General features: G+C 42.2%; 14 protein-coding genes and 2 pseudogenes. 14 read left to right on the forward strand and 2 right to left on the reverse strand.

Annotated features, from left to right (window positions below):
• Nucleotides 1-173 precede the first annotated feature (173 nt).
• The 10 genes and pseudogenes from ACTWJ7_RS18320 (at nt 174) to ACTWJ7_RS18365 (ending at nt 10,896) form a co-directional block, all read left to right on the forward strand.
• Nucleotides 174-1,156 (forward strand): annotated as a pseudogene (locus ACTWJ7_RS18320) (aldo/keto reductase).
• Nucleotides 1,157-1,198: 42 nt separating this feature from the next.
• Entirely contained in the window at nt 1,199-2,176 is a 978-nt protein-coding gene (locus ACTWJ7_RS18325; protein WP_079345278.1) for an aldo/keto reductase, read from the forward strand.
• Nucleotides 2,177-2,360: 184 nt separating this feature from the next.
• On the forward strand, nt 2,361-2,921 hold the full coding sequence (locus tag ACTWJ7_RS18330) for a class I SAM-dependent methyltransferase (RefSeq protein WP_079345280.1): 561 nt from the start codon (nt 2,361-2,363) through the stop codon (nt 2,919-2,921).
• 236 nt (nt 2,922-3,157) lie between these two features.
• On the forward strand, nt 3,158-3,859 hold the full coding sequence (locus ACTWJ7_RS18335) for a response regulator transcription factor (RefSeq protein ID WP_079345282.1): 702 nt from the start codon (nt 3,158-3,160) through the stop codon (nt 3,857-3,859).
• Between the two features lie 3 nt (nt 3,860-3,862).
• Nucleotides 3,863-4,807: a histidine kinase dimerization/phospho-acceptor domain-containing protein gene (locus tag ACTWJ7_RS18340; RefSeq protein ID WP_443145729.1), complete on the forward strand. Its 945-nt coding sequence runs from the start codon at nt 3,863-3,865 to the stop codon at nt 4,805-4,807.
• Entirely contained in the window at nt 4,756-5,106 is a 351-nt protein-coding gene (locus tag ACTWJ7_RS18345) for a sensor histidine kinase (RefSeq protein ID WP_443145730.1), read from the forward strand. Before ACTWJ7_RS18340 ends, ACTWJ7_RS18345 begins: the two co-directional genes overlap by 52 nt.
• A gap of 103 nt (nt 5,107-5,209) precedes the next feature.
• Nucleotides 5,210-5,896, forward strand: coding sequence for an ABC transporter ATP-binding protein (locus ACTWJ7_RS18350; RefSeq protein WP_301877001.1), 687 nt, complete (start codon nt 5,210-5,212; stop codon nt 5,894-5,896).
• A gap of 61 nt (nt 5,897-5,957) precedes the next feature.
• Nucleotides 5,958-8,546, forward strand: coding sequence for an FtsX-like permease family protein (locus ACTWJ7_RS18355; RefSeq protein WP_443146394.1), 2,589 nt, complete (start codon nt 5,958-5,960; stop codon nt 8,544-8,546).
• 80 nt (nt 8,547-8,626) lie between these two features.
• On the forward strand, nt 8,627-9,199 hold the full coding sequence (locus ACTWJ7_RS18360; protein ID WP_301876997.1) for a hypothetical protein: 573 nt from the start codon (nt 8,627-8,629) through the stop codon (nt 9,197-9,199).
• A 349-nt stretch (nt 9,200-9,548) separates the two neighbouring features.
• Nucleotides 9,549-10,896: pseudogene (locus tag ACTWJ7_RS18365) on the forward strand (alpha/beta hydrolase family protein).
• Between the two features lie 357 nt (nt 10,897-11,253).
• Here the strand turns inward: ACTWJ7_RS18365 and ACTWJ7_RS18370 are convergent.
• A complete protein-coding gene (locus ACTWJ7_RS18370) occupies nt 11,254-13,017 on the reverse strand; it encodes a methyl-accepting chemotaxis protein (protein WP_301876995.1) in 1,764 nt (587 codons plus the stop codon).
• A gap of 502 nt (nt 13,018-13,519) precedes the next feature.
• Between ACTWJ7_RS18370 and ACTWJ7_RS18375 the strand changes: the two genes are divergently transcribed.
• From ACTWJ7_RS18375 to ACTWJ7_RS18390, 4 genes are all read left to right on the forward strand, one after another.
• Nucleotides 13,520-14,116 (forward strand): DUF2239 family protein, encoded by a 597-nt coding sequence (locus ACTWJ7_RS18375; RefSeq protein ID WP_079345296.1) that lies wholly within the window; start codon nt 13,520-13,522, stop codon nt 14,114-14,116.
• Between the two features lie 28 nt (nt 14,117-14,144).
• Entirely contained in the window at nt 14,145-14,624 is a 480-nt protein-coding gene (locus tag ACTWJ7_RS18380) for an alpha/beta fold hydrolase (RefSeq protein WP_443145731.1), read from the forward strand.
• Nucleotides 14,621-15,037 (forward strand): alpha/beta fold hydrolase, encoded by a 417-nt coding sequence (locus ACTWJ7_RS18385; RefSeq protein ID WP_443145732.1) that lies wholly within the window; start codon nt 14,621-14,623, stop codon nt 15,035-15,037. Before ACTWJ7_RS18380 ends, ACTWJ7_RS18385 begins: the two co-directional genes overlap by 4 nt.
• A gap of 372 nt (nt 15,038-15,409) precedes the next feature.
• A complete protein-coding gene (locus ACTWJ7_RS18390; RefSeq protein ID WP_301876993.1) occupies nt 15,410-15,883 on the forward strand; it encodes an HIT family protein in 474 nt (157 codons plus the stop codon).
• 191 nt (nt 15,884-16,074) lie between these two features.
• Here ACTWJ7_RS18390 and ACTWJ7_RS18395 read toward each other — a convergent pair whose 3' ends face one another.
• Nucleotides 16,075-17,565, reverse strand: coding sequence for an S-layer homology domain-containing protein (locus ACTWJ7_RS18395; RefSeq protein WP_443146395.1), 1,491 nt, complete (start codon nt 17,563-17,565; stop codon nt 16,075-16,077).
• Between the last annotated feature and the right edge of the window lie 12 nt (nt 17,566-17,577).

Here is a 17,577-nt window from a genome sequence, read left to right on the forward strand (position 1 = left end):
ATCCTTCCGCATTTCATCTGATGAATTGTTTACTTAGTATTATACGATACATATTAGGCATGATAAAACATTCACCATAAGCATTAGAAATTATTGACTCTGGAAATTACCATGAGAGTATATAAAATACACAAATTTACGGTTTAAAAAAACGCTTAGGAAAGGAAACGATTATGAAGAAAAGAATACTGGGAAACAACGGTTTGGAGACTTCTGAAGTTGGATTTGGATGTATGGGACTAAACTACCATCGGGGACCGGCAAAAGACCGTCGCGAAATGATTTCTGTTGTACACTCAGCTATTGATGCGGGCATCACAATGTTCGATACAGCGGAAGTTTATGGGCCTTACACAAATGAGGAGCTTGTTGGTGAGGCGCTTATTGGGCAGCGGAGTAAGGTGCAGATTGCAACGAAAGGCGGCTTTAAGATCACTGGCTTAACGAATGAGCTTGACAGCCGACCAGAATCAATTCACCTTTCGGTTGAAGGGTCATTAAAAAGATTACAAACGGATTATATCGATTTATACTACATCCATCGCGTAGATCCCAAGGTTCCCATTGAGGAAGTGGCTTTGACCATGCAGCAGTTGAAAAAGAAGGAAAGATCCTTCATTGGGGGTTGTCAGAGGCAAGCGCTGAAACGATTCGTCGCGCACATTGCGTTGAACCATTGACTGCAGTGGAGAGTGAGTACTCGATTTGGTGGCGAGAAATTGAAAGCGATATTTTCCCCGTACTCGAAGAATTAGGGATCGGCTTGGTAGCCTATAGTCCCCTTGGGCGTGGATTTCTTACCGGGAAATTAGACAAGAATGCTTCTTTCACCGAGAACGACAACAGGGGCGAGCTTCCGCGGTTTACTAAGGAAGCGATGGAAGCGAATCAGGTGATTGTTTATTATTTGAATAAACTGGCTGAGGTGAAAAACGTAACCATAGCGCAAGTTGCACTAGCATGGATTCTTGCTCAGAAACCGTATATTGTTCCTATTCCAGGGACAACAAATGTTAATAGAATCTCAGAAAATGTTGCAGCAAGAAATATCGTCTTCACCGAACAGGAGATGATGGTAATCAATAAAGAGATAGACAAGATTCAAATTGTAGGCCATCGCTATCCAGAAGCTGAGAACAAGAGAACAGGCAAATAACGGAGGTCGTTGTATAGCTAAAACAAATGGAGGCAGTTTATTATGAAGATGAGAGAAATTGGAGATCTTAAGGTTTCAGAAATGGGTATGGGATGTATGGGATTTAGCCACGGTTACGGTGCTGTGCCGGAAGAATCATACAGTATTTCGGCCATTCATCAAGCATATAATGTTGGCTGCACTTTCTTTGATACTGCGGAGGGTTATGGACGTCAGATGTTTGATCTGGGACACAATGAGAGATTGGTGGGAAAGGCTTTGGAGCCATTTCGTAAGGATGTTGTTCTAGCAACTAAGCTGCATATTGACACTAAAGAACCTGAAAAAGATGGGTCACTATATCATACCGTAAAACGTCATTTAGTAGCATCAATGGACAAACTCAGAACGGATTATATGGACCTGTATTATCTTCACAGAGTGAATCCGGATATTCCTGTTGAAGATGTAGCTGAATGCATGGGCAGGCTGATTAAAGAAGGATTGATTCGTGGATGGGGTGTTTCTCAGCTGTCTGCTACAACAATGATGCGAGCACATGCGGTTACACCGCTTACTGCTGTACAGAGTATTTATTCAATGATGGAGCGAAACTTTGAAAAAGATATCATTCCACTTTGTGAAGAGAATAAGATCGGATTTGTACCATTTTCCCCGATTGCTAGCGGATACCTATCTGGCAAGGTTAACGTAGATACAAAATTCGAGGGAGATGATGTCCGCAAGTGGGTACCACAGATGAAGAAGGAAAATATCATTGCAAATAAACCGCTGCTTGAAATAATCAGTGATGTAGCTTCTAGAAAGGGAGCAACGAATGCCCAAATTTCGCTGGCATGGATGCTCCACAAATATCCTCACGTCGTACCGATTCCCGGTTCGAAAAACAAGGAGCGCATTTTGGAAAATCTCGGAGCCTGCAATGTTTCTTTAACTGAGGTAGAGTTTAGGGACTTAGAGATGGCATTAAATCAGGTTACAGTTCATGGTCAAAGATCAGAAATAGAAGAACTGCTATGATTGATTCAAGGAAACACCCCGCTCATAATGAATATATGTCAAAGGAAAGAACTTGTTTTGATTACCGATTAGATTATCCCGGGCGTTGAGGTTGGGCTAAAATAAACATTGTTATTTACAAAGCTTATTACTTATATTATAGTTATTGTAGATATATATTATCTGTAAAAGAGGAGCATAAAAAATGAATTCAAAACTAGAAAGTAAAATTAAGAACTTGGAGAATATTGATAGGTTCCCAGCAGAGGAGTTATTAGAGTTTATACAGCTTAATAAAGAGGACGAACTATTAGATATTGGAGCTGGTACGGGTTATATAAGCTTTTCTTTTGCTAAATATGTGAAAAAGGTAGTTGCATTTGATTACGATCATGATATTTTACAGTATCTAGAGGCAAAAGCTAAGGAAAAAGGGTTAACCAATATTGAAACCACTGCCGCAAACATTAAAGAGATGCCATTAGAGAACGAGATATTCGATAAAGCTGTTGCTTCAATATCGTTACACGAGGTACAACCACTTTCGATGGCCTTGAGTGAAATCTACAGAGTTTTAAAAGACAAAGGGCTCTTTTTATGTATTGAATTAGAGAAGTCAGAGCTGTCTAAGGGTCCAAGGGTTTCATCGAAGGAAATGGAGGAGAAAATCGTTCAGGCCGGTTTTTCTGTTATGGATACGTTTCATTCACCAACGCAAGTTGCTAACCAACCTGTCTATATCATTATTGCACAGAAGAATAAATAAAAAAATTCAAAACACTTTCAAAGGGTTGATCCTTTTGGAGGTGTTTTTGCATTGAAGCAACAAGAGGATGTCTGTGACTTTTTAGATGAATAGTTCGCAATGGAAGACTTAACATGTGTAAATATATTTATTAGATGGTGTACAATAATATATACAATAATATATACAATAATACAATAACTTACGAGGCATATGGATATGGCTTATCATAGCTTTTGAATTAAACGAGGTGCGTAATGAATCGAATTTTACTGGTTGAAGATGATGAGAATCTGGTGTTTGGGATGGAGTATACATTAACGAATGAAGGATACACCGTGATAGTTGCAGGTAGTTTGGAAGAGGCTAGAAAGGCATTCAAGGAGGAAGTTGTAGATCTTATTTTATTGGATGTAAATTTGCCAGATGGATCGGGTTACTCCTTATGCAAGGAAATTCGGCAATTATCTCAAATTCCCATCATTTTCTTGACAGCTTTAGATGAAGAAGCAAATGTTGTTGCCGGTCTTGATTTGGGAGCAGATGATTATATGACCAAACCAATCCGCACCAAAGAACTCATCTCGAGAATGAGAGCCGTATTAAGGCGCAATTATAAGTCCAAAGATGAAGCTGAAGTGGATAAATGGATATCCCAAGATATTGAAGTTCGAATTCTTGAAGGAATCGTACTGAAGTGTAATCAAGAACTTATGTTAACTGGAATGGAGTATCGTTTGTTGTTGATGTTAATGACGCATCCCAAGCAAATTTGCAGTAGAAGCACTATTCTTAACGGTTTATGGGATATGTCCGGAGAATTCATTGATGACAACACCCTTTCAGTCCATATTAGAAGGCTGAGAGAGAAAATTGAAGATATTCCTGCTGCACCGAAACATATTATTACTGTTCGAGGAGTCGGATACAAATGGAATACAGATGTCGTAGGGCGATAAATCATGTTTGAGGTCGTCCGTAATCCGGAGTGGAAGTCAATCGTCGTTAAAGTCATTGCATTACAATTGATGTTAGCGATACTCATGTTCTTGTTTATGAGTCATCAAATGAACCAGATTAATAAGTCAATGGTTAATCAGAATGCTGCGCTGATTGGTCACGTTTTAAAGCAGGACCCTCAGTTAGAAAACGAAATGATTCATTTTATCACTCAGGGGGCGCAAGCTAATGAAATTACAGCTGGGAAACGAATTCTGGCGCAATATGCCTACAAGGAAGATATGTCCGTAGGAGATCAGCCTGTACTCTCGAATACTGCCTTGCCCCTGAAAACGGCAGCTCAAGTTTTGCTGTTTATTATTCCATTTTTACTTTTGTTGTTATGGGAATACCGCAAAATATTTAACAACATTCGCACCATTTCCTTCGTTGCCGAGCAGGTTGTGGAACATAATCTTGATCAACCGCTTCCGGAAAATAAAGAAGGAGACTTCGGAGCATTAGGACGAAACTTCAACGCGATGGCCGATAGATTACACAACAGTCTTCGACAACTCAAGCAAGAAAAAACATTTCTACGCAACCTGCTCTCTGATATTTCGCATCAGCTCAAAACGCCGCTGGCATCCCTCATCGTTTTTAATGAGAACTTACTAAACAAGTCGGATATGAAACAAGAAATGCGGACAAAATTTCTGGATCGGAGCCGACAACAACTTGAACGAATGGAATGGCTGATTATTAGCTTACTGAAGCTGGCAAGGGTTGAAGCCGGAGCGATTAACTTCCGAAAAGAGAGCATCCGGGTAAGGGATTTGATTGCATATGCTGTACAATCGCTGCGAATGTTATCTGAGCAAAGGGAGCAGAACATATACATTCATGGGGAGAACAAATGTCCATTCGGGCGGATGAAGAGTGGCTTACAGAAGCTTTTATTAATTTAATTAAAAATGCTCTGGAACACTCACCATCCGATGGCGACATTGATATTACTTTAGAAGAGAATTCATTATTTAATACGGTAATCATTCGAGATTATGGAAAAGGCATTTCCCCTGAGGATTTACCCCACATATTTGAACGGTTTTACCGGGGCGGAGGAACGACAAAGTCAGAAAGTATTGGCATTGGCTTATCCTTAACCAAGTCCATTATTGAAGAGCAGGGCGGTATAATTACTGTTGCTAGTGAGCCGGGGCAAGGAACGGAATTCAGAATCTCGTTTAATAAAGGGGATTTGTAAGGGGAAGCTTACGATAACGTAAGCTTCCCCTTCACGTTATTGTAAGCTTCGATGTTTATAATAACAATCATGCAACGTGAACTTAACTCCAGGAGGTAAACAAGTGGAAATACTGAAAACCGTGAATTTGTGCAAAACGTATGGAAGTGCAGAGGCAAAGGTGGACGCCTTGAAAAATGTTAACTTTTCCGTTCAACAAGGAGAATTTGTCGCCATTGTTGGATCCAGCGGCTCGGGAAAAAGCTCTTTACTGCATCTTTTAGGGGGAGTAGACCACCCATCTAGTGGGGAGGTCATCATCGATGGAACAGATCTTTATACCAAAAGTGAAACGGAACTCGCCTTATTTCGAAGACGGAAAATAGGATTTATTTTTCAGTCTTACAATCTGATCCCGGTCCTATCCACTGAGGAAAACATCAAGTTACCGATGTTATTAGAGAACAAAAGAGTAGATGAAAGTTATGTGCAGGAACTGATGGGAATCTTAGGCCTAACCGAACGGAAACACCATCTTCCATCCGAGTTATCTGGTGGACAACAGCAACGAACAGCTATTGGGCGCGCATTAATTAATAAACCTTCGATTATTTTAGCGGATGAACCTACCGGCAATCTGGATAGCAAAAGCAGTAAAGAAATTATGGATCTTCTTACGTTCTCCGTTAAAAAATATCATCAGACGTTGATCATGATCACGCATGATTTAAATATTGCAAAAAGCGCAGATCGTGTAGTAAGAATTGAAGACGGGGCCTTTTTACAGTCAAATGAGGTGAGTGACCGTTGAACAGCTACACAGGCCTTACCGGTAAATATTTAAAGGGTCAGAAAAAAGATCACTGCTTACGATCTTCGGTATTATTTTGTCAGTTACGCTGTTTACGTCGATTGCAACGGTCGGGATGAGCTATTGGGATAAATCGATGAGACAAACCGTACAGGACTTCGGAGATTACCATGTCTCCATCAATGGCATTTCAAAAGAAGCTGTCCCGAAAATAAGTAACAATACAAGCGTCAAAAGCGCTGGCGTCATTAGCAGGGAAGGGTATGCTGTCATTAAGGAAACAGAAGAGAAGGAAAAGCAGGAAGATCCATTCGCCGCACCTTACCGATTCTTGAATGTCAAAGAATATGATGCAAATGCGATCGATATGCTTCAGGTTCAACTCGACTCAGGCAGGATGCCTAAAAATCCGAATGAGATTGTCCTATCATCATCGAGTTTGAGTTACTTTTCGGAGAAACCTAAGCTGGGCGAAACGATAAAGCTCAACCTCGGCATTCGGAAAGTGGCATCCACCGGCGAAGAAAAGCAAATTAATGGTACTGGTGATTTTGGCTGGGATCTGGATGAAAACTTCCAGGCTCAATCCGAAAAAGAATATACCATCGTTGGCTTCATGAAGCCGCCAACGGGGAACTGGTCTTCCAGCTACATTTTTCCTGCCATTACGTTCAACGATAATATCACCATCAACAGCAAGAAAAAATACTTCGTTTATGTCCAAATGAAATCTTTGAATGACATCCAAAAGAAGACAGAAGCCATTATATCCTCTTTACAGCTGGGTAATGCCGAACAAGGCTCTGCTATGAAACTGGGTAGAGAAAATTTTATGAAGAATGTGAAAGTTGAGTATAATAATGAGCTGCTTAAATTGTACGGCAAAAGCACTTATAAAGGGGTGAACAACAGTCTGATTCTAGCGTTTGCCGCAGTTATTGTGATTATTATGATTTGTACAATTGCTGTAATCTATAATACTTTTCATATTTCTGTACTAGAGCGGATTTCTCAATTTGGCATGCTGAGATGCATTGGGGCTACACCAGGCCAAATTCGCAAAATTGTGATGCAAGAAGCAGGATTGCTGAGCTTGATCGGCATACCTGTCGGGCTTATTACGGGAACCCTTTTTATGAAATTATTGTTTTACAATATTAGCTTGTTGACGTTAGGTTTCTTAAACGATATGAGAATGGTTATTTCAGTACCGATTCTGATCTCGGCAGGACTAATGGGCTTGCTGAGCGTATTTCTTTCAGCCATTGGACCCGCAAAACAAGCAGCACGCGTAACTCCCTTAGAAGCGCTAAAGAATACGGGAGGCACAAAGGTTGAAAATTTAGGAAAAGTCCAAAACTCCGTAATCGTTAAAAAGTTGTTCGGAGTTATAGGGCAATTCGCCAGCAGAAACTTGCAACGGAACAAGAAACGATTCCGGATTACAGCCTTTTCCATGATCATTAGCATCATTTTATTTATTGTATTTAGTGGGTTAATTGATTTCATGCGGCAAACCACACAGGTCTCGGGTACCGAGTATTCTTATTCATTATCCTATGATGGACCTTCCAAACGAATAGATGATAAGGTGTATGAGCATATTGCCCAGTTTGATGCTGTTCAGAAAGCTTACAAGTTTTACATTGATCAAGTGATGGCCAATATCCCTAAAGATAAGATCAATCCCAAATATTACGAATTAAGAAAGGAAGGGTATACCGTTGCTGACGGGGAGGGGTTTCGAACAAGTAATAACTACCTTTTATCCTATGGTGACAATGGATTGGCTGATCTGAAGTCCAAGCTTACGGCCGGGGAGATCAACAAGGAGAAAATGGATCAGGAAGATGGCGTTATCCTTCTACAAAAAATAGGTATGGTAACAGAGAATGGCAAACACCTGATTATCGATCAGACCCATTTTAAAGTTGGGGATCGAATCCAAATCCGAACATTTGACAGAAGCCAAAAAGGATATCATACCGTGACCGTTGTCGGAATTGTCGATCATGATTTGTTGTCGGACGACTATAATGGTAGTGAAGTTCTTACATTCATTACAACTCCGAAAGTATACTCCAAAATTATGGGTACCGACGCTTACTCCAGAATATTTGTTCTAGCTAATCCTAAACTATCGAACCAAGGGATCACTGACTACTTTAAGTCACTAAAAGAAAGAGATGCTGGTTTTAACTATCTTGATCGAGTGGAGGAGGTTGCTAAAGCTAAAAATGATGCAAAGACCTTTAGTATCTTGCTTTATGGTTTTATCAGCGTCATCGTTTTGATTGCTTTTTTGAACATCGTAAATACAGTAAGTACGAATCTGATCCTTCGAACGAAAGAGTTTGCCGTTCTTAAAGCCATTGGCATGATTCAGCGTGAAGTGAGGAAAATGATTATTTTAGAAGGAATTTTTTATGGTTTGTATGCCGGCACTATTGGGATCATCATTGGAACGGGTCTGGATTACGGAATTCATGTCCTTTTCTCTGGTGCTATGGATACAGTTTGGGCGATTCCATGGTCCAGTATCGGTATTGCATTTGTAGGTGCAATTTTAACGACGGTCCTTGCAACCATTGCTCCGATGCATAGGTTAAATAAAGTAAGTATCACAGATGCACTACGAAAAGAGGATTAGAATCAGTTCCCGGGTTAGTGCAACTTTTCATCTGTTAAAAATGTTAATAAAGATGTATGAAATAACATGATGAGAAGTAGGTGGAAAAATTGAAAATTCGTTTATTCACGTTAATACTTTTTTTCACTACCGTATTTTTTATATCAAATGGACAAGATGCTAAAGCTTTGTCCTGTGCCGAGCCGGGAAGCCCCCAAGAATCGTTAGAGAGATACAGTGGAGCTGTTTACGGTGAAGTAAAGCAAATAAAGGTCGACTTGAAGCAAGAGGGATTTACAGGGACAAAAGAGAAAATTAGATATATTTTAGTGGAAGTAGAAAGAAGTTGGAATACTGAAGTTGACTCTCAAATCATTGTCGCAACTAACTACACTTGGGGTTTTAATTTCAAGAAAGGCAACAAATACTTGATATACATTAGCAAAGGGGATGGCGAATTAAGCAGTAGTCCGTGCAGTTCGACAATCGAAATGAATAACCTTAACCAAGCAACTGAACTATTCGGCGAAGGATTTCAACCCAAACAACAAGTAAACTTAGAACACAAGATGTGGTTTATGTTTGAGCATGATATTGATTTGTATATCGTAGTTGCAATAATAGTTGTGGCAATTTCCATCTTTGTCATGAGAGCAAGAAAGAAAAAGGGCTAAGTTTGGTTAAATAAAGGGCATCGAATTTGGAGAGAAGTTAATTATACAGTTGTCGAGAGACAAGAACATTATCCCATTAAAAGTCGCTATTATAGCGACTTTTTTTGTTTTAAGAAACCAAGTTTTTGTTCAAAGCTGGGGACAAGAACTGTGTCATCACCGTTTAGAGTGTGATCTAAATATGCATAGGCTGGTATGCATCAATTCCACATTTTTACGTGTCCTCCATACCGCAAGGTAGAATTACAAAATTGCAAGGTTGATGTAAGTTGAATCGATAGCTTAGGGTAGTCTGGCAGGATAATATTGGAACAAACGAAAATAGAAATTCTTTAAAAGGAGAATTGACATGAGGCTGTTTGAACTGTTGCTTTTTTTGTCAAGCATCGGCTTGTTTGCTTTGATAATCCTATTAAGAAAAGGACGGCGTAGAATTCCAGTATTCGCTGCAAGCGGGATTGCCACAGTTGTACTTGTCATTCATTGGACGATGGAAGGATACAGAGTTCAGCTATTTTTCCCATATTGCTTAACGATCATTTTTGCAGCCATTTCAAGCTATAGCTATTTTAAAAAAAACGCCAACACAAGAATCCCGCGATTCATGTTGGGTTCAGCTTATACGGCTATAGCGATAATGCTGGTCGTAACAGCGGGTCTCATGTATGCTCTTCCTGTATTTAAACTACCTGAACCGACAGGCGAATTTAAGGTAGGAACGCAAACTTTTCATCTGGTGGATACAAATAGGGAAGAGATTTTCGGCGAAACCAGAGGTGGTAAGAGAGAATTGATGGTTCAGGTATGGTATCCGGGTCAAGCTGGCACCGGCAAGTATGCACCCTTTATTCTCGATACCCAGATTCTACGTTATATGGCCGCGAACTATGGCCTTCCCGGGTTTACTTTACAACACCTGAAGTACGTATCCAGTCATGCTTATTCGGGGGCCGAAGTCTCTCCGGCACAAACTTCATACCCGCTGATTCTTGCGAATCCCGGCTTCGGCTCTTCCAGGTTCCTCCACACGTCGCAAGCCGAAAATCTTGCAAGTCACGGATATATCGTGGCAGTAATCGACCACACCTACAATACATTTGCAACCGAGTTTCCGGACGGTCGAATCACGACCAGCAGTACCAACGACTTATTCTCGCCTGACCACGATTACCGGACGGAAAGCAGAAATCGTGACAAATTGGGAAAAGTTTTAACCGACGATGTAACGTTTACGCTCGACCAATTCGAGCTCATCCAATCGGGGCAGATTCCAAGTCATCTAAAGGGGAGGATAGATCTCGGCCGTGTCGGGGTGTTCGGTCATTCCATTGGCGGAGCAACGGCCTATGACGCTGCTTACGATCCGCGAGTCGCGGTTGGAATAGACTTGGATGGATCAAGTAACGGAAGACAAAAAGGTAGAGCTTGAACGGATGCGTGAATCGGTCGACTCAGGGGGACAATTCCTCTATATCGCAAATTCGGAGCATTTAAATTTTACCGATATACAGTTCATTTCTCCGATATTTAAAATGCTTGGCATTACAGGAAAGATTGCGCCAGAAAGAGCGAACGCCGTTATCAATGCTTATATGCTGGACTTCTTTGATATGTATTTGAAGAATCAAGGCGGAGTCTTGATGAAAGGGCCGGATAGCCGCTTTCCGGAGGTGAAGTTCGCAAGCCCCCTATTATAATTACGGAACAGGCTACCGATTTTGATGTGCTATCACGTAAAATAGCTTCATCTCCATATACGACCAGAAGTTTTTCGATACCTATCTCATAACGCTACGCGGCTGGCTTTTACAGAAACAAGAAATCGGCTTACAAGTCTGCAAGCAGAACAACATGCCTAAAGAAGCGGGTATAGAGGGACTTGAACCCCCACGTCTAATAGTTGGTTATTTTTTCTTTAAGCTAACGGGAAACGTTGGTCGAGCAAAGCGAGATTAAAGAAAAGACCATCCGGCAAAAGGATGGTCCAAAAAATTTCCGTTACTGATAACACGCCTTGTATATATCGATACCGGTCTGTACGAGTGTCTTCATTATTATGAATCTGATTTAGGGACTTCGATCTGAAATTGATCGGAATATGATTTGAGGTTCCCTGCAAGGCTGGCGAGCTGCCCGGAGATGTTCGACAGTTCGTTGGCCGACCGTTGCTGCTCCACAGCACTGGCCGTGACTTCTTCGGCCATGGCTGAAGTTTCCTCGGTTGCGGAAGCAATATAGCTCAAATGCTGCTCCACTTCCTGACGAATAGAGTGCATATCCACCGTCCGGCTTTCCAAACGTTGAGCCAGCTCCTGCACCTCGGTCGATAAGCGGCTAACCTGTCTGAACGTCTGGAGGCAATCAGCGATCTGTTCTTCTTGTTCCTTGACCGCAACCATATTCGCATCAAAATGACTTCCCATACGATGTATCTCTTGAACAAATGAACTCAGGATCTCATCAATCTCCTGGATCGAACGTTCGGATTGCTGAGCGAGCTGTCCCATTTCACCAGCAACGACCGCAAAGCCTCTACCCGCTTCGCCAGCGCGAGCTGCCTCGATTGAAGCATTCAGCGATAGAATTTGAGTTTGTTTTAAAATGTTGTGAATTTGTCCGCTGATGGAGGAAGCGAGTTCCGATTGAGTCGTCAGTGAACTGGAAATTTCCTGCTGATGCTCAACACGCTTCGCATTCTCTCGGCTCTTTTCAAGCAGAATCTCATGTTCACGTGTAACTTGTACTTGCACGGCAGATAACTGCTCTGAAGTATGGGTAAACTGTTGCACATATGAACCTACTTCATCCATTATTTTTCCGAGATTCTCTGAGTGCTGGACGGAGTGTTCTGTCTCTTCGGACTGTTTCACGGAGCCTATAGCAATTTCTTCGATTGCTTTGGAAAGTTCTTCGGTCTGACGCTGGTTCGTTTGAGCCGTTTCCGCAATATTTTTCGAGGACTGCTGCAACGTATTGGATCCTTGCTGTATTCCCATCAAAATGTTCGTCAATTGGGAAACCATGACATTAATCAAATCACTGATATCACCGAGCTGATCATTTGTCATATGTGTAGATACGACTTTGAGATTCCCATCAGCAACCTGTTCGAGGCTTGACTTAATATCGCGTACTTGTCTGAGAATGCCTCTTACTACGAATAGCATCATGACCAAAGATAGAATCAGTACAATCACAAAAAACGGGATAATGGTCCGATAAGCATTATTCAGGGATGTCGCGGAGACTTGATTCACTGCACTAGCAGAAATATCAATGCCCAGATAGCCAATAACAGTACCTTGCGAATCCTTGATTGGTGTAAAGGAGGACAATAGTTGTCCCCAGGTTGGATCGTCCACAATGCCTGTTGTGACGACTTCACCGTTTAACAAGCGTTCCTGAGTCTGGGGGTTGAATTCCATTGCTGTCCCATAAGGGCTATATTCCGTATCGTCCCAGTCCGCCCCATCCACGGTGTAAATCCACCCGTCCGAAGTTTTGTTATACATATAAACATATAAGGCTCCCGATTGAAGCCTAACTTTAACGAGTTCGTCTCTAAGACTTTTGTATTCGTTGCTCTCCTCCGAAGCAGTAGAGGATAATGTCTTGATTAATTCCGATTCTTGTCCTAGTTGAGAGGCGGTATTCACTGTCAGCTGCTGATTGTTATACTGTATGGTCATTAATGATGCATTTTCACTGGAGTTGATGGTGGTCCAAATGATTAGACCACCCATGGCCAGTAGCGGAACCAGAATGATCAAATACAGTTTGAACCTTAAATCTATCTTATTTTTGCGAGTCTGTGTCACGTTCTGTTCCCCCTAGGAAGTAGTTAAAAAATATGGTTATTCGTATAGCCCCATACTATTTATCGTAAAATTGAAGAGGGAAATGAAGACTAATCCTAGATTTATATATACATATATGCTGATGGACAGCATTTTTTTATCGTGAAACATCCAATTCAATTGAAATTGAAAGAATCGTTGAACTTTTGCATAAGGAAATATTTCATAGTCAATCTTCTAAAAGATAAGGCTTAAAAATCTCATTTAAGAAGGGTTATCTTAATATCTTAATCATGGATGAAGCACATCACCTAACAGAGTCACATTACCATTGGTTAATGGACATCAACTGGATCGCAAAGACAAGCATGTCTGTAAAGCCAAAATAGAGTCTTCTAGAGATGATGCTCTAGTGTGGAGTGAAGAATTTACAAGATAAAATAATTTTACCCGGGTGATATTGATATTTTATTTTTACCCGGGTATAATAATTAAAAAAGTGCTGTAAATAAGGAGGAGTAGTATGCGGACTGAACCAAATCAAATAAGTTGTACTGCCTTTGTAGGGAGAAAGAACATTGCCAAAGGGACATTGCCGCACGTTGTTGCTATCGTAAAGGAGACTCTGAACGATAAGGAATTCGCCCAATTGCTTATCTTTGACGATTTTAGTGGAAAACCAATTGATATTGATTTTCGTGGACAAACAGCTGAGGTACTTCAACGGTTGAGCAATCAGACTGGCCATGCACCGGATGCGGAAGAAAGTGAACCACCAACAAGACGGGTCGGTCGTCCCAAGTTGGGGGTGGTATCCGGTGAGGTTACTCTGCTTCCACGACATTGGGACTGGCTTAAATCTCAACCCGGAGGAGCCTCTGTAACTTTGCGAAAACTGGTCGATGAAGCTCGTCGTTCTGGAGAAAATGAGAGTAAGATTCGCGCGGCACAAGAAGCAAGTTATCGCTTTATGACGGCAATGGCTGGCGATTTCCCTCAGCACGAAGAGGCCTTGAGAGCACTGTATGCTGGGAATCAGGATCGTTTTTACCAATTGATTGACGATTGGACACCAGATATCAGAGACCATATCAAAACATTAGCCGAGAATGCATTCTAAAGTCATTTAAATGAAGGAGAAAACAAAAATGAATATTTTGAAAGTAAACGGTATTGATCTCGCCTATGACAGCTATGGTAACGAAACGGACGAAGCCATTCTTCTAATTGCCGGGCTTGGAACCCAGATGATTCGTTGGACAGTTCCATTTTGTGAGATGTTGGCGACGCGAGGATTTAGAGTCATTCGCTTTGACAATCGTGATACCGGTCTATCCACACACTTTAGCCATTACGCTACGTTGGATTTCGAAGCACTTGCCAAAACACTTATGTCGGGACAACGCCCGGATATTCCATATACACTCGATGATATGTCTAACGATGCGGTCGGACTGCTCGACGCCCTTGGGATCAAAAAGGCACATTTCGTTGGCCGCTCAATGGGCGGCATGATTGCCCAGCTTGCAGCCAGCAAATACCCTGAACGGGTTCTATCCCTTACTTCCATCATGTCGACAACAGGAAATCCCGAGCTTCCCCGACATCTCCGGAAGTCATGGCGTTGATGACTCGACCTGCACCGAATCCGATGGAGGATGAGGCAGGATATTTGGCACACAGCCTGGCTTTTGCCAAACGTATTGCCGGCACCGGCTATCCGTTTGAAGAGAACGAGTATCGTTCACTTATTCGTGAGGAAGTCCAGCGAGCTTATGACCCGGGCAGCGTTGGGCGACAAATCGCAGCAATTGCCGTTTCTGGCGACCGTCGTCCGCATCTCGCAAAAGTAGACGTTCCAGCCTTAATCATTCATGGAGCGGACGACCCGATGTTTGTCCCCGAATGTGGCAAAGATACGGTGCAAGCCATCTCGGGTGCAGAGTTCATGTTGCTTGAAGGCATGGGACATGATCTGCCACCGCTACTGTTCCAAACGATTGTTGATGGCATCGAACGGACAGCCCGGCGGAATAGATAATTAAAAGTGACATCTCTTTAAGGAGGAGCTGTAGGACAGATATAAAAAATAGCCCAGCCCATAAAGCATGTTGAACTTAATAAAAAGTAGTGATGGTCGGTGGACGTGCACAAAAAGATACGCCGACTCGTGTCGAGGGACAAGAGCATATTCCCATTGGAGGTCGTTAATATAGCGGCTTCTTTGTTTTATCGGAACATATTCTTGTCCCAAGCCCAGGACAAGAATATGTTCCGGTTATCGATTAGTCATCTATCTAATCGATCTTTGTCCGTAAATTCATTAAGCTAACGGGCAAAATAACGCAACGATCAGAAGTTGCCTGCGTCTAATAGCTGGTTGGAAAAATATGAAAGGAGTTGAATGAGTAAGATGACTGCATCGTTTTCACATAAGCCAGAAGGATACGAATGTCCATTTTGTCGTATTTGGGGTATCGAGCGACCTAACCAGGGAACAAAACAAAAGGATATCATCTATCAGAATGAAAAGGTAACGGCATTTATAGCAAGCAAATGGTGGCGAAACAATAAAGGACATGTTCTTGTTGTTTCCAATCAACATTTCGAGAACATCTTTGAACTTCCTGCGGATTACGCTGTTGAAATTCACCGCGCGGCTCAGCTTACAGCATTTGCAATGAAAAATACATATGGATGTGATGGGATTTCTACGCGGCAACATAATGAACCTGCTGGCAATCAAGACGTGTGGCATTATCATCTCCATGTTTACCCCAGATATGTGGATGATCAACTTTATATGTCAAAGGGTTATCAGTCCGATCCAGATGAACGCTCTTTCTATGCTGATAAGTTGCGTTCTTGGATAAAGGAAAACATTTAAGGTCTGTAGCATCAAATTGGAACGATGAAGGGACGCCGGACAGCATGCAGCGGTTGCTTGTTCAGTCTTACCAAGAAGGAAGCCGAGGTGAAAGTATAGCATATAGGAGCGAATAACATATTAACCTATCCAGCTGCAATAAAAAGACGTCTTTATCATCCTTCAAGATGATCAAAGACGTCTTTTTGCGTTTATAGAAGTGCAGAAAGCCGGATGAGAAGCGTGGCGGCTTCAGCACGAGTGAGCTGTGCTTTTGGAGCAAAGCGGTTGTTGTCCGTTCCTGTCATGACACGGTTCTCCTGAGCTATGGCTGCATACGGTTTAGCCCAATTCGGGATGCTGGCATTGTCAGTGTATGACAAGTCGAAATCCAAATCAGTCTGCCATTTCATGGCCCGCCCGAGCATTACGACACTCTCAGCGCGGCTAATGGGATTCGTTAGCCGAAGTGTTCCATCTTTGTATCCCGAAATGATGCCACTAGCCACAGCCTGAGCAACTGACTCCTTGGCCCAATACGCGTTGCTATCACTGTCAACGAAGGTAGAACTATCATATTCAGGGGGAGAAACTTGAATGTCATTACCAATAGAAAGAGTCCGAATCAGCATCACGGTCCATTCAGCACGCGTAATCGTACGATCAGGATGAAAGTTTCCGTGCTGGTCCCCCTTTACGATGCCGAGAGCCATAGCTTGCTCAATATTTTTGTTCGCCCAATGTCCCTTTATGTCCTTAAAGCTGAGGTCAGAAGTCTTAGCTTCGTAAGTAATGAATAGACTGTACGTAGAAACTGATCCATTTTCAGCTTGCACGACAAGCTCGATTTTGTTTTTGCCTTCATTTAATCTCAGAGAAAAACTACCGTCTGCCTCTGCATCCTTACCTTTGATAAAGATGCTAGCATTTGGTGAAGAGCTTGCAGCATTTATCTTCAGTTGTGGCTCAGTTGTCTTGACTTGGTACTCAAAAACATTCGGATCGAAGACTGGCGACAGACTGAGCGCTTTCGTTCCTGTGACTAACTCTAGCTTGTTCAGTCGGGTTTCCATTAACGAGACGATAGGCATTGTCGGTTTCGACGTGGCGACTGGTGAAGATGGCGTTGGTGGTGTCGATGGTATCGATTCGCCTAAGGTTTTCACGGTTACTGACAAGGCTGGACTTCTGTTTCCGGTAGTGTCTACAGCGAAAATAGCGTAGGTATAGGTCATGTCAGCGGTTAACCCATTGTCCTCATAGTTCACTTCTGTAACACCAACTTTTGCTATTGGAGCACCATTTCGCGTCAATTCATAATGGTCAATACCACGATCATCTGAAACAGGCGGCCAGTGGAGTCTTACACTGTTTTTAGTAACACTGGAAGCAGTGAGCTTGGCATACACCGGCCATTCAGGTATTGTTACATCCGGTGCCAATCCATTAGTTAGCGTCACCGTCACGGCAGCTGAAGCAGAACGAGGCGACTCATTGTTAGTATCATCTGTTGCTGTTACGATGAACTTGTAATCACCGGGAGAGAGATCGCCAATATCAGTAGCAGTCACAGAACCGTCAGCTTTGCTCATCCCAAGTATGATTGGGGGACAGCTCCTTCTCATCGACAACATCGTCGTTGTCCAAATTTTTCCAAGGATATGCCCGAACGGTTGCACCAACTTCGTCGATTGCGCCTGCATAGCCAACGAGTT

This window comes from Paenibacillus sp. 1A_MP2 (assembly GCF_052244825.1).
Taxonomy (GTDB): Bacteria; Bacillota; Bacilli; order Paenibacillales; family Paenibacillaceae; genus Paenibacillus; species Paenibacillus vandeheii.

Excerpts from the sequence above, each read along its gene's own strand:
- ACTWJ7_RS18335 (WP_079345282.1), top strand. The coding sequence starts at position 3,158 with ATGAATCGAATTTTACTGGTTGAAGATGATGAGAATCTGGTGTTTGGG.
- ACTWJ7_RS18345 (WP_443145730.1), top strand. The coding sequence starts at position 4,756 with ATGTCCATTCGGGCGGATGAAGAGTGGCTTACAGAAGCTTTTATTAAT.
- ACTWJ7_RS18390 (WP_301876993.1), top strand. The coding sequence starts at position 15,410 with ATGACTGCATCGTTTTCACATAAGCCAGAAGGATACGAATGTCCATTT.
- ACTWJ7_RS18375 (WP_079345296.1), top strand. The coding sequence starts at position 13,520 with ATGCGGACTGAACCAAATCAAATAAGTTGTACTGCCTTTGTAGGGAGA.
- ACTWJ7_RS18340 (WP_443145729.1), top strand. The coding sequence starts at position 3,863 with ATGTTTGAGGTCGTCCGTAATCCGGAGTGGAAGTCAATCGTCGTTAAA.
- ACTWJ7_RS18380 (WP_443145731.1), top strand. The coding sequence starts at position 14,145 with ATGAATATTTTGAAAGTAAACGGTATTGATCTCGCCTATGACAGCTAT.
- ACTWJ7_RS18395 (WP_443146395.1), bottom strand. The coding sequence starts at position 17,565 with ATGCAGGCGCAATCGACGAAGTTGGTGCAACCGTTCGGGCATATCCTT.
- ACTWJ7_RS18330 (WP_079345280.1), top strand. The coding sequence starts at position 2,361 with ATGAATTCAAAACTAGAAAGTAAAATTAAGAACTTGGAGAATATTGAT.
- ACTWJ7_RS18325 (WP_079345278.1), top strand. The coding sequence starts at position 1,199 with ATGAAGATGAGAGAAATTGGAGATCTTAAGGTTTCAGAAATGGGTATG.